This window comes from Microcoleus sp. FACHB-SPT15 (genome assembly GCF_014849525.1).
Taxonomy (GTDB): Bacteria; Cyanobacteriota; Cyanobacteriia; order Cyanobacteriales; family Coleofasciculaceae; genus Symplocastrum; species Symplocastrum torsivum.
Genome location: NZ_JACJNU010000065.1, coordinates 202,891 through 214,913 on the forward strand (window position 1 = coordinate 202,891; position 12,023 = coordinate 214,913).

Consider the following 12,023-nt stretch of genomic DNA (forward strand, 5'->3'; position numbering starts at 1 on the left):
TTGCTTCAACGCACCCTAAAAGCACTGAATTCCTTCAAGAACTCCTCATAAGCTGTATTGATTGCTTGCATCTTGGCTATTGCACTAGCAGAACGGTTGATATCAGGGTGATACTGCCTCGCTAGGTGATGGTAAGCCAACTTAACAGCCTCAGAATCAGCATCCATTCCTACGCCTAAGACTTCCCACCATTCCCCAGGAAGAGAAGGGTCAAGTGTGAAATCATTACTGTTAAGCACCTGACACCAAATCTTTATTCTGCCGCCTTCACCACCACTAACTAGGGTTTTCCCATCTGGAGTGAACGCAACAGGACTACATCCAGCAAGAGTATGTAGGAGCGACCCTTGTACTGTGCCATCATCCACACTATGTAGATTCCAAAGTTTTAGCTCTTTCGTACTGCCACTAGCGAGGGTTCGTCCATTGGGGCTGATAGTAATGGAATACACCCCAGATGAGTGTCCAGTCAGAGTGTAGAGTAGTTCTCCAGTCTGGAGATTCCACAAATTGATAGTGCCATCTGTACTGCCACTGGCTAGGGTATTACCGTCAGGAGTAATAACAACGCTAGTCACCCAACCTGAATGTCCAGTTAAAACACGGGGCTGTTGGCAACCACTCAAAGACCAAAGCCTGATTGTTTTATCGGCACTACCACTAGCGATTTGACCATCGGAAGTAATGGCAATAGACAAAACCGTGTCTAGATGACCATTTAAGGTGCGTTTGATTTCTCCTGTGTACCCACCCCAAAGTCTAATACTTTTATCACCACTAGCACTAGCAAGGATTTTTCTATCTTGACTGAAGGCAAGGGAGGAAATGAAACCAGAATGACTATAGAAAGAATTTTGATAAAAAAAGCTGCGAAACAATGCTTTAGTATTTAGCTGCCAACTGGTAATTTTGTTATCAAAGCCACCAGTAACAAGCATCTGTCCATCAGGGCTAATGGCAACTGCATGAACTTCTCCTGCTTGCCCAAAGAAGGTAAAAATCTGCTTCCCTGTTTTTAGATTCCACAGATTAACTGTTCTGTCATCACTGCCACTGGCAAGTGTCTGACCATCGGGGCTAATAGCAATCGAATTAACCGAAGCCTTATGTCCTTTGAGAACTTTTACACATTTCCAGGACTGAGGAGGTTCAACCTCAATGGCAAGAGCTTCTGCTTTAATCTCAGGAGCGGTAAATTGGCTTTCCTGTGGTGTTGAATGGCTGGTAAAGTTTTCTGCCTTTACAGGCGAGTTGATGGTTGGATTAAAGGAGCTTGATGATGCAGCCTTGACATTTGCTTTTAACGCTTCTAACTCCTGCTCCATTTCAAGAGCAGCGAAGTTTTGTTCTACGGGATCACCTAATAACTTCCTCTCTAGTGCTTCTAGTTCTAGTTCCAAAAGTGCTTGGGTGTATTCGGTGTGAGCTTCCATTTCCAGCACTTTACTTTCCATGCGTTCAAAGGCATCTATGGCACCTGCCATCCGTTGCCCCGGCTCTTGTTTAAAAGCCTTATACAAACCATAAACGCCAAGTCCAACCACTCCCCCGGCTGCTGTCATCGTACCCATCCCGATGCCAGCGGCTCCAAATCCTCCAGCTAATCCCATCCCGCCCACGGTGGCAGAAACACCAGCACCACCTAATGCCCCAAGTCCAATTGCACCGAAAGCTGCCGTGTCTCCCTCTCCTATTGCTTTAAAGGCACCATAAGCCGCAGCACCAGCAACTGCCCCAGCTACTGTAACTGGAGCCATGCCAATGCCAACGGCTCCAAATCCTCCAGCTAACCCCATCCCACCAACTGTTGCGGAAACACCGATGCCCAAGCCAGCACCACTGGCAATGAAAACAACACTTTCTCCTGAATTTTCTGCCACCTTTTTTTGCTCCTTGAGCCGCCTAGATACTCAAAGCCTAGGCTTAAGTTAACTGTTGAGACTTCGTAACAATTACTAAAATCTTCATCACCTCCATTGAGAAACAGGAAAGGTGCTTCACACCTAAATAAAAAATCAATGCCCTTCTAGACTCTTCTTAGAGGGGACTTAATTTCCGACACTAATTTGGGCAACTTAAGGGTAACTTTGGGGTACACTAAGTTGATCGAGTTAGGTACCAAGATGAACAACGATGACCTAAAACAGATGGTGGATGAACTAGGACTTAAAGCTGTGGTTTCCCTGCTAGCAACAATTTGCATTGAGAAGGCTGAGGGGATTAAAACAACCCAAGGCTATAACTCAGTACCTTCTAAGGCATGGCTAAATGACTCAGCGAAGCTTAGGGCAACAATGGTCAGGTTAGTCAATAACTAAATACCCCCAAGTTACCCTAAAGTTAGACCCCAGTGAGGTTAGAGCCTACTGGGGTTTATCATTGGGTTGTCCCAGAATTGACTCAAGATGCCTGTAGATAAGTCAAAGAAAGTTCAAGTCAAAGTCAGTATGCCCAAGGAGATCCACAGGCAACTTAAGGATATATCTGAGGCGACTGGTATACCCATGAGTACTATGATGCTCCAGGCAACTATTGAGAAATACCTGGAGAGTGATCGCAAGGATAGCTGATATTTTCCTCTGTCCTCTTGCTAGTAGACGGAGATACTCGGCACTATAGCGATCGCATCTAGAGAGGCAATTGTCCAATACTTACTGAGGAATTCGTACGAGATTGGCGATTACTTCTCCGAGATGAGTAAAGTGGTTAGGATTGAGCGTCAAGAGAATATCTACACCTGCATTTAGCGCAGCTTGAGCAATCAGAGCATCGAAAATGCCACCGCCTGGGAGGTTTAAAGCAGCCATTCGCGCAATAGCTGCCAGATAGTCGTCGGAAAGTAGAGGCACACTATTGAGATGCTGTGAAATATCTGTGATGATGCTTTGGGCTTGTTCGGGAGCGAGGCGGGGCTGAATGGGAAGGCGAGTGAGGACAGAATAGGCTTCTGCCAGAGTGTGAGTTGAGATAAAACCTTGGATTTGCTTGGATTGGGCTGCTTGTAGTCGAGGGAAGCAGGTAGCGTGTTGTGGATGACTGACAACGAGTGCAGCAATCAAAACAGAGGTGTCAAACAAGACTTTTACCAAGCCATCTGCTCCCGAATGCGTTCTTCTCGCAGTTCGTCGATGAAGGCGTTGAGATCAAGGTTGTTGATTGGTTCTGTTTCAATGACTAAAATTCCATCTTTTCGATAGACTCTAGGTTGCTGAGGGGTTGATGAATGTACTTCTGGAACTTGTATAGTGGCTTCAGTATTTTGCTGATTTAGGGCAGTGACTTTCTCAGTTACAGCCTGTAGGATGAACTGTTCAAATGAGAGTCCTTGGCGGCTTGCCCATTCTTCGGCTTCTTGCTGGAGTTGAGGGGGAAGGTTCATAGAAGTAGGTACAAATGTTGCCGCATATCCTAATTGTAAGAGTTTGCTACGAATGAATTTTCTCATGCGGCTCAACTCCATATCTAAGGATGCTTAGGCGATCGCAAAGATAGCGGATATCCTTTATCCTCTTGCTAATAGACGGAGATGCTCGTACTATTCGGCACTATGGAGATCGCTTTCTACCTTTCCCCATCGGCTGGTGTTCCAGGAATGCATGATGCTGTTTTATAGGTGCCCTAAGAACTGGTAGGGTGCGTTATTTAACGCACCCTACTACTGTACGGAGTTTTGCAATTTTCAAGTTTACTTTGAAGGTTGTGCCTGACTCTTTTGATAAGAGTCCCATAGTTGGTATGCGCCATATCCGACCGCTGCCGTTGCTGCTACTGGAACTACTATTGGTGCTGCCACTGCTGCAAGTGGAGCTGCTACTGTAGTAGCTACCTGCCCAATCGCAGTCATTCCAGCCGCAGCCATAACGTTACCACCTCCCGTTGCAGCAACCGTTACCGCGCTGCCACTAATTACCCCTGCCGTAAATGCTGCCATATTGCCACAGTTTGTCTCACACTTGAAAATCACGACATCTCCTGCTGCTCTAGCCGGAGCAGGGAAACTCAGCAAGGTGCTAGTAACCAGAAGCAGTGTAACCAGGCAAATCGAAATCAGTCTTTTGGTATTTTGAAGGATGTATTGCATCTTGTTGCTTCTCAGAAGTGGGTATCAACGGCTCACATCTTCAATATGAACGTTGGGTGTTTGCGATCGCGTTTGCGCTCACATGTGTTGTGTATAAGATGATGTTTGTGTTCAGAATCAGGGCTAAAATCGACGATTTTGTCAGGTGATCAGCTTTTTGTGGATGAGCTGCGGTTATTGACGTATCATGAAGCGCTCTCAATCCCCTCTAAGGTATCGTGAGAAAATTGACCTGAGTTTTAAGAGACGACGTTTCAATGACTGCCATAACTCCCGATTCTGCCAAGCATAAAAAAGCTAAAGCCATCAAACCCTCCAGCCGCCGTCCTGCCAAGGAACTCTGTAGTGAGTGTGGACTTTGTGATACATACTATATTCACTATGTCAAGGAAGCTTGTGCCTTCTTAAACCAGCAGATTGCTGAATTAGAAGAAGAGGCACATGGTAGAAGCCGCAACTTGGATAATCCCGATGATTGGTACTTCGGTGTTCACCAAGATATGATGGCAGCGCGGAAGACTGAGCCAATTGACGGAGCGCAATGGACAGGGATTGTTAGCAGCATTGCGATTGAAATGCTTAATCGTGGCTTGGTTGAAGGTGTTGTCTGTGTACAAAATACCAAGGAAGACCGCTTCCAACCAATGCCAATCATTGCTCGTACTCCAGAAGAAATTCTAGCAGCGCGGGTGAATAAGCCGACACTCTCACCTAACCTTTCCGTGTTAGAGCAAATTGAGCAATCTGGGATGAAGCGATTGCTGGTGATTGGTGTTGGTTGCCAAATCCAAGCCTTACGAGCAGTTGAGAAGCAACTAGGTTTAGAAAAGCTCTATGTTTTGGGAACTCCCTGTGTTGATAACGTTAACCGTGCTGGGTTGCAGAAATTCCTAGAAACCACCAGCCGTTCCCCAGAGACTGTTGTGCATTATGAGTTTATGCAAGACTTCCGGGTTCACTTCAAACATGAGGATGGTTCAGTTGAACTGGTTCCCTTCTTTGGACTAAAGACGAATCAATTAAAAGATGTGTTTGCCCCCTCTTGCATGAGCTGTTTTGACTATGTAAACTCCTTGGCAGATTTAGTCGTAGGCTACATGGGTGCGCCTTTTGGCTGGCAGTGGATCGTAGTACGCAATGACACTGGACAAGAGATGTTAGATTTGGTGCAAAATCAGTTGGAAACGCAGCCCGTGATGTCAAAGGGAGACAGACGTAATGCTGTACAACAGAGCATCCCCGCTTATGATAAGGGCGTTACCCTACCCATGTGGGCAGCCAAAATGATGGGTGTGGTGATTGAAAAGATTGGTCCTAAAGGTTTGGAGTATGCTCGGTTCTCAATCGACTCTCACTTTACTCGCAACTATTTGTATGTAAAGCGTCATCACCCAGAGAAATTGGAGGCACATGTGCCAGAGTACGCTAAACGAATTGTTGGGCAATATCAACTGCCAGAATCTTAAGTCTTTGCAAATGATTTCAATATTTTTTGCTCTGTTGAAAAGTCACAGGACTTACGCAAATCCACCTTTTAACCACCATTTGTAGGGGCACTCTACCAGATATTGCACTTGTGCGTAAGTCCTAAATCATTATTAGTTCTTTTTGGACAAGCACCAGGGAGAAGCAAATGACAAAAATCAACTATTGAAGTTTCGGGAGGACTAATGGAACTTGTGTTTCGTGAACGTCCAAGGCGAACACCCGTTTGATACCGTTTCTGTATGAGAAAACACCAGGTTCCCTTAACCTCCCAGTGCTAAGGTAGGGTGCTGTTGAGCAAAGCTTTTGTTGTTTAATGAAGCCGTTGCTTAAAACAAGAGGAGGCAGAGGTACAGATATGGGAAATGTTAAGGTTGCAGAAAAATCAAACCATCTTATGACCTCTCCTTCGGAAATCTTCTAACCTTCTTATGAAGCAGCAAGAATTGCCGATAATCGGCTGGCGGGAGGAACTTGCTTTACCTGAACTTGGGATTTCACAGGTGAAGGCAAAAATTGACACAGGCGCACGTTCATCCGCTTTACATGCTTTTGATATCCAGATTTTCGAGCGTAGTGGGATACAGATGGTTAGGTTTAAGGTGCATCCCTATCAACGGGATACTCATCGCACTGTAATGGCTGAAGCTGAACTTATCGACCAACGAGAGGTTCGGAATTCTGGTGGACAAACTCAACTTAGACCTGTTATCCAAACTCCTGTAGAACTGAATGGCTATACTTTCCCAATTGAACTAACTTTGACGAATCGAGATGTGATGGGTTTCCGGATGTTGCTGGGGCGTCAGGCTGTGCGTAAACGTTTTTTGGTAGATGTGAGTCGGTCGTTTCTGCACAGTCCAAGTGGGAACAACAAACTAAAGAGTAAAAATCAAAAGTAACGATGAAAATCGCAATTTTATCGCAGGATGCTTCGTTATACTCCACTCGACGCCTCAAGGAAGCTGGGGAAGAGCGAGGACATGAGATACGGGTGATTGATTACTTACGTTGCTACATGAATATCACGTCTCACAAGCCGAGTGTGATTTATCAAGGCAAACCCTTGGAAAATTTTGATGCGATTATTCCTCGAATTGGGGCATCGAAAACGTTCTACGGGACAGCTGTTGTGCGGCAGTTTGAAGTAATGGGTGTCTTTACGGCAAACGAATCCCAAGCGATTTCTCGCTCCCGTGATAAGCTGCGTTGCCTCCAGATTCTCTCTCGCGAAGGCATTGGTTTACCTGTAACTGGTATTGCTCACTCTACACAAGATATTGATGGCTTAATTGATACGGTTGGTGGTGCGCCTGTTGTCATTAAGCTATTGGAGGGAACTCAAGGAATTGGGGTGGTGCTTGCCGAAACCCACCATGCAGCTAAGTCGGTGATTGAAGCATTTCGGGGATTGGATGCGAATATTTTGGTGCAGGAGTTTATCAAAGAAGCAGGAGGCATGGATATTCGCTGTTTCGTCATTGACAACAAGGTAGTTGCTTCAATGAAGCGGCAGGGTGCCCCAGGTGAATTTCGCTCCAACCTGCATCGAGGTGGAACGCCTGACACAATTAAGTTGACACCAGAGGAACGAAGCACAGCAGTACGTGCGGCTAAAGCGATGGGGTTGAGAGTGGCAGGTGTGGATATGCTGCGCTCAAATCACGGTGCAGTGGTGATGGAAGTCAATTCTTCACCCGGTCTCGAAGGAATTGAGAAAGCAGCGGAGGTTGATGTGGCGGGGAAGATTATTGAGTTTTTGGAGAAAAATGCCCTTTTAGGAAAAACACGCGATCGCATCCAGTATTAACACGATGATTATGAGTTTTATCTCAAGGTAGAGATATCGCTTCATAATATCTTCATAAATTAACCGTGTAAAACCCACGATCTCTTAACCGCTGGTTCCGGAAACATTCAGGAGTCACTAGAAAGAGGAATCTAGATGTAAGGGAGTCTGGCAGGAAGGAGTTTGGTGAAGACTAATGCAAGCCACCCTGTTGTGGGAAAGTTTCTGAACGGGCGTTACAAAATTGTTCAAGTTCTGAATGCCGGAGCATTTGCACAGACCTATATTGCTGAAGACACTTGGCTTATCGGCAATCCTCAATGTGTGGTCAAGCACCTTAAGCCGAATGGCGATCATCCTAAACAATTGCAAGTTTGCAAGCGTTTATTCACCAGTGAAGCCGAAATACTCAAGAAGCTGGGTAAGCATGACCAGATTCCCCAACTTTTAGACAGCTTTGAAGAACACCAAGGGTTCTACTTGGTGCAAGAGTTGATTATTGGAGAACCATTAGTTACAGAACTCCCAATTAGTAAAAATTGCAAGAAACGCTGGAGTGAAATTCAGTGCGTTGAATTATTGCAAGACGTTTTAGGTATTTTAGAATTTGTTCACAGCCAAGGGGTCGTTCATTGTGATCTCAAACCCAATAATTTGATTAGACGCGCCTCAGACGGCAAACTGGTTCTGATTGACTTTGGTGTTGCTTATCAAATTCCTTCTACTCAAGCCAAGCTAAGGGCTATCCCAATCCAGTTCTCAATTGCATCTGTAGCTATTCACGGCTTAGGCTACATTCCAGCCGAACAGTTTAGCGGTCAGCCCTATCCCTGTAGTGACATTTATGCACTCGGCATGATTGCCATTGAGGCACTAACGGGTCTGAATCCCATGCAATTGGGAATTGATTCTGAGAGTGGGGAAGTTAGCTGGCAACAGCAAGTATCGGTAAGTAACCCGATGGCTTGTGTGATTAATCATATGGTGCGCTATGACTTCAAAGAACGCTATCAATCAGCAACAGATGTCCGAGTTGTACTAAAAAATCTGGCAATTAAGAATCAGGAGCAAGGTGTGAGAAAAGATGAATTAGACAAGGCGTTGATTGGTGAGTCTTCTTCAGAATTAAAACCATTAATTACGCCAGTAGATAGCGAGCCATTAGATTTAGGCTTTTATGTGCGGGAATTGGCACAGTCTTGCTTACCCAAATTACCGCCTATTGTATCGGGAGTGGGAGCAGGGATGGCAACGTCTAATGCTCTGGCTATATCCTTTGGACTGTACACTCTGCTATCTGCAACTCCGTCTAATCCTGGTCTTGATACTTTAGCGAGGGCAGCACAAGAGTATCAGGCAGGGAATTTAGAAGAAGCGATCGCCTTAGCTCAATCAGTTCCTTTAGATAGTGCGGCTTATCAAGAATCTTTAATTGCAATTCAAAAATGGCGCAAAGAATGGAACACTGCTGCCGCTCAGTATCAAGCTGTTGAAGATGCCTATAATGAAGGGCGGTGGCGGGATATTTTTGAGGAGGCTCGAAGGACTCCTGATGTTGCGGCTTGGCAAAAAAAAGTTGAACAATTTATTGAACAAGTTAAACCAGAAATTGAGGCAGAATCTGAACAGCTATTACAGCAAGCCTATCAATTAGCAGCAGAAAAAAACTTTACAGGAGCACTAGCCTTAATTAGACAAATTCCTCCCGAAACAGCCACTGGTGCCAAAATTGAACCCAAACTATCAGAATATACTAAAAAGCAGCAGATTAGAGCAGACTCTTTATTACAAGAAGCCTATGACCGGGCAGCAAAAAGAGACTTTAGTGGTGCATTAAAGTATTTATCACAAATTTCTGACGAAACTCCTACCTACGATAAGGCTCAAATCAAAATTGTTGAGTATGCTCAAAAGCAGCATTTTAAGGAAGAAGTTGAAAGACAAGCTTCATTAACGAGAGCGGCTTCTGAGTCAAACTTGAGGTTTTCAGAGCCATTTGTGCGTAGCAGTGGTGAAGAAATGACTTTAGAACTTAACCCTGGTACCCAACTTACAGAAGTTAGTCCTCGCTCATCTTTTACTGCACCTAGCAGACGTTAGTAAGCTGATGTGCGTTTAAATCTCATATTGAAAAATACCGAGGGCAACCGTGTAAGGGCTGCAATGTGGGTTCAATTCTCCTCGTCTCCAGTTTTGAGTTGGAAATAAACCAGTACGAGAGTGAAGCTAAGTAACACGGTTGTTGCTGCCGCCGCGTAGCCAAAATCAAACAGGGAAAAGGCTTCTTCGTAAATGTAGTAAACCAATAAATTGGTGGAATTTAGTGGACCACCACCTGTGATGATGTAGACCTGCTCAAAACTTCTTAAGGTAAAAATAGCAGTAGTGACTGTTGCAAAAATTAGTGTTGGTCGTAATCCTGGAAGCGTGATGTGCCAGAACTTAGCCCAGGAGTTTGCACCATCTAACTCAGCGGCTTCGTAACGATTTAGAGGAATCGCTTGCAGTCCTGCGAGAAATACCACCATATTGAAACCCAGTTGTTTCCAACTGCTCAATAAAATGATGACGGGCATTGCCCAAGTGCTGCTACCTAGCCAGGGAATTGGTTCAAACCCAAGAGAATCTAGAAGCGCATTGACTGGGCCTTCAGTTTGGAACAACCAGCGAAACCCCAAGCCAACGGCAACCAAAGAGGTGATGGAGGGAATGAAATAGGCGGTTCGCAAAAGTCCTCGTAGAGCAAATGACCAATTTAACAGGACAGCTAACCCCAAGGGAATAACGAGGCTGGGAATGACGGTGGCAATGGTGAAGTAGAGAGTATTGCCAAGAACTTGCCGAAAATCGGGATTGATTATCAAACGTAAGTAGTTTCTGAAGCCTGCCCATCTAACTCCCTCGGCGGTGAAACTGCCTGTGGTGAAACTAAGGTAAAACAGGTAGGCGATTGGCCAGAGGAGAAAGATGCCGAGGAGGATAAGTGCGGGTGCTAAGAAAATCCAGGCGGCGATCGCATCATTATCTAGCAACTGCTGAGGAGATCGAAACTTGATTGCCATGTGGGTTGCAGGTGCGCCTGTATCATTTACATTAAGTTATCCAGTGCAATGTCCCGGTTGAACAATGCTTCATGGAAGTCGGGGTTGATTTCTAAGGCTTTGTTGTAAGAAGCAACAGCGGCTTCAAAATCTCCTGCTTCAACTTGTTGGTTGCCTTGCTGAAACCAGGCTTGTGCCTCATTAGTAGCGGATTGCTCGGCTGTGTCGAATTGATGCATCAATTCCTCAATTATTACTAATGGGTCAGTGGTTTCAATGCCTAATTGTTGAGCAACCAGTTGGCGTAAGTTATCATCCTGCTGCAACCTCACCATTAATTCATCTAAGGTGATGGTTTCAGTGGGTAAGGCTTCCTGGTTGATTTGTTCCGTCTCTTGAGTCGGGACGGCTTGGGGGGGTAAAGGTGCTGTTGCCTGGGCATCTGGTCCATCATATTCCCAGACTGTTCCACTTGTCTGTCTGATGAGCAACTGCCTGCCAATGTCGTAGGCAACTTCTCCGATTGTTGCAAGAGAGGGGAGAGATTGAGTCATTTCACCTACCTGCACTAGCCGTGTGGCTAATTCGTTATTCGGTGCAGGGGAGGCAAGTACTCTTTCCCCAAACCGACGCAGCCATGCCACCCATTCTGTTTCCGTGGTGCGCCCCTTTAGGGTTTCAAACCAGCGCAGAACTCGATCCTGCTGCCAGCCATGCGCTACTCCTTCGAGAAGTTGCCTGAATAGATACTCGTAGTCGGAGTCAGCGAGGGGTGGAGGCGCTTCTACCTCGGTTTGTCTCTCTCTTCGGTTGGTGGAAGCTTGGGGAGAGGTGCCAAACAGACGCTGAAACAATCCTTTGAGCCACTGCCAAATTCCCTTGAGCATCTGTTGAATCCTAAGTGCGATCGCGTTTATCCAGATTTTAGACTGGCTAAGTAGTGTTAGTGACAGTCGGTTTTGTTTGTCGGTACTCGATATCAAGATAATAGCTAGCTCTAGCTGGGGACTACACTGAAAAAAGCAGAGCAGTAATGCTTGTAGTTAAAATGCGATCGCACTTATGGGCCTTCTCATGCAACCAAGAACCGTCTGGCAGCAGAACAGTGACAACCCTGAAAACCGCACGAACTTCGCCATTATCCAACAATGGTGGACAAACCTCAACGACAAAAAAATTGCTTGGCGGCAACGAATCATTCCCCAAACAGGCGATGTCAGCCAACTCAACTGGGAACTTCAACGCTTTGATGAAGTATTCAAACTACAAGCACCTCAAATTCGCGGTATCACTCTCTACTGGCGTAAAGCTGATAACGAGCGAGAAGGTAGTACTACACCCCGTAAGCTAGAACTAGATACCTACAGCCAACAACTCTATATTTATCCCCAATCACAACAAGAACTTGTTATTCGGGTTGGGGTTCCAGAAATCATCTATCAAAAAATTGAAATCAAAAATCCCCAGTACCAAAGTGCCAGGAACGGTGAAAACCACATCATCATTTTGCGCGATCAGCAGCAACAACTAGAAATCACACTCAACCTTACGCCAGATAATCTGGCCCAACTTAAAGAACAACTACCAGGATGATTCTCAATTCTCTAACGTCATCCTTTTCTTAAAA

General features: G+C 45.4%; 13 protein-coding genes. 7 read left to right on the forward strand and 6 right to left on the reverse strand.

All coding sequences use genetic code 11. The features are described from left to right. Positions 1-5 precede the first annotated feature (5 nt). Positions 6-1,880, reverse strand: coding sequence for a DnaJ domain-containing protein (locus tag H6F98_RS29070; RefSeq protein ID WP_313929965.1), 1,875 nt, complete (start codon positions 1,878-1,880; stop codon positions 6-8). 243 nt (positions 1,881-2,123) lie between these two features. Here H6F98_RS29070 and H6F98_RS29075 point away from each other — a divergent pair, with 243 nt between their 5' ends. Next, complete coding sequence (locus tag H6F98_RS29075) at positions 2,124-2,318, forward strand: hypothetical protein (protein ID WP_192222209.1); 195 nt, start codon at positions 2,124-2,126, stop codon at positions 2,316-2,318. 87 nt (positions 2,319-2,405) lie between these two features. Next, positions 2,406-2,570: a ribbon-helix-helix domain-containing protein gene (locus H6F98_RS29080; protein ID WP_192222210.1), complete on the forward strand. Its 165-nt coding sequence runs from the start codon at positions 2,406-2,408 to the stop codon at positions 2,568-2,570. 81 nt (positions 2,571-2,651) lie between these two features. Here H6F98_RS29080 and H6F98_RS29085 read toward each other — a convergent pair whose 3' ends face one another. The 3 genes from H6F98_RS29085 to H6F98_RS29095 all read right to left on the reverse strand — a co-directional run bounded on the left by H6F98_RS29085 (position 2,652) and on the right by H6F98_RS29095 (position 4,081). Next, positions 2,652-3,089, reverse strand: a complete 438-nt coding sequence (locus H6F98_RS29085) for a PIN domain-containing protein (RefSeq protein WP_192222211.1) — start codon at positions 3,087-3,089, stop codon at positions 2,652-2,654. Then, positions 3,083-3,445 carry a hypothetical protein gene (locus H6F98_RS29090; RefSeq protein WP_199349050.1) on the reverse strand — a complete coding sequence of 121 codons (363 nt, stop codon included), beginning with the start codon at positions 3,443-3,445 and terminating at the stop codon, positions 3,083-3,085. The genes H6F98_RS29085 and H6F98_RS29090 overlap by 7 nt, the downstream gene beginning before the upstream one ends. Positions 3,446-3,685: 240 nt before the next feature. Further along, the gene (locus H6F98_RS29095; RefSeq protein WP_192222212.1) at positions 3,686-4,081 is read right to left on the reverse strand and encodes a hypothetical protein; all 396 of its coding nucleotides are present in this window, start codon (positions 4,079-4,081) and stop codon (positions 3,686-3,688) included. Positions 4,082-4,338: 257 nt separating this feature from the next. Between H6F98_RS29095 and H6F98_RS29100 the strand changes: the two genes are divergently transcribed. The 4 genes from H6F98_RS29100 (at position 4,339) to H6F98_RS29115 (ending at position 9,455) form a co-directional block, all read left to right on the forward strand. Further along, the gene (locus H6F98_RS29100; protein WP_192222213.1) at positions 4,339-5,547 is read left to right on the forward strand and encodes a Coenzyme F420 hydrogenase/dehydrogenase, beta subunit C-terminal domain; all 1,209 of its coding nucleotides are present in this window, start codon (positions 4,339-4,341) and stop codon (positions 5,545-5,547) included. Positions 5,548-5,997: 450 nt separating this feature from the next. After that, positions 5,998-6,468, forward strand: coding sequence for a RimK/LysX family protein (locus H6F98_RS29105; protein ID WP_192222214.1), 471 nt, complete (start codon positions 5,998-6,000; stop codon positions 6,466-6,468). Between the two features lie 2 nt (positions 6,469-6,470). Continuing rightward, positions 6,471-7,376: a 30S ribosomal protein S6--L-glutamate ligase gene (gene rimK, locus H6F98_RS29110; RefSeq protein ID WP_192222215.1), complete on the forward strand. Its 906-nt coding sequence runs from the start codon at positions 6,471-6,473 to the stop codon at positions 7,374-7,376. Positions 7,377-7,541: 165 nt separating this feature from the next. Then, positions 7,542-9,455, forward strand: a complete 1,914-nt coding sequence (locus tag H6F98_RS29115; RefSeq protein WP_192222216.1) for a serine/threonine-protein kinase — start codon at positions 7,542-7,544, stop codon at positions 9,453-9,455. 71 nt (positions 9,456-9,526) lie between these two features. Here the strand turns inward: H6F98_RS29115 and H6F98_RS29120 are convergent, their stop codons facing one another. Both H6F98_RS29120 and H6F98_RS29125 read right to left on the reverse strand, forming a co-directional pair. Further along, positions 9,527-10,417, reverse strand: coding sequence for a carbohydrate ABC transporter permease (locus tag H6F98_RS29120; protein ID WP_192222217.1), 891 nt, complete (start codon positions 10,415-10,417; stop codon positions 9,527-9,529). Between the two features lie 26 nt (positions 10,418-10,443). Then, positions 10,444-11,379, reverse strand: coding sequence for a tetratricopeptide repeat protein (locus H6F98_RS29125; protein WP_192222218.1), 936 nt, complete (start codon positions 11,377-11,379; stop codon positions 10,444-10,446). 91 nt (positions 11,380-11,470) lie between these two features. Here H6F98_RS29125 and H6F98_RS29130 point away from each other — a divergent pair, with 91 nt between their 5' ends. Next, positions 11,471-11,989 (forward strand): hypothetical protein, encoded by a 519-nt coding sequence (locus H6F98_RS29130; protein WP_192222219.1) that lies wholly within the window; start codon positions 11,471-11,473, stop codon positions 11,987-11,989. Positions 11,990-12,023: the final 34 nt, after the last annotated feature.

Bases quoted from the DNA above. Each gene is read 5' to 3' on its own strand.
- H6F98_RS29075 (WP_192222209.1), top strand. From the start codon at position 2,124: ATGAACAACGATGACCTAAAACAGATGGTGGATGAACTAGGACTTAAA.
- H6F98_RS29080 (WP_192222210.1), top strand. From the start codon at position 2,406: ATGCCTGTAGATAAGTCAAAGAAAGTTCAAGTCAAAGTCAGTATGCCC.
- H6F98_RS29090 (WP_199349050.1), bottom strand. From the start codon at position 3,445: ATGAGAAAATTCATTCGTAGCAAACTCTTACAATTAGGATATGCGGCA.
- H6F98_RS29095 (WP_192222212.1), bottom strand. From the start codon at position 4,081: ATGCAATACATCCTTCAAAATACCAAAAGACTGATTTCGATTTGCCTG.
- H6F98_RS29100 (WP_192222213.1), top strand. From the start codon at position 4,339: ATGACTGCCATAACTCCCGATTCTGCCAAGCATAAAAAAGCTAAAGCC.
- H6F98_RS29105 (WP_192222214.1), top strand. From the start codon at position 5,998: ATGAAGCAGCAAGAATTGCCGATAATCGGCTGGCGGGAGGAACTTGCT.
- rimK (WP_192222215.1), top strand. From the start codon at position 6,471: ATGAAAATCGCAATTTTATCGCAGGATGCTTCGTTATACTCCACTCGA.
- H6F98_RS29120 (WP_192222217.1), bottom strand. From the start codon at position 10,417: ATGGCAATCAAGTTTCGATCTCCTCAGCAGTTGCTAGATAATGATGCG.
- H6F98_RS29130 (WP_192222219.1), top strand. From the start codon at position 11,471: ATGCAACCAAGAACCGTCTGGCAGCAGAACAGTGACAACCCTGAAAAC.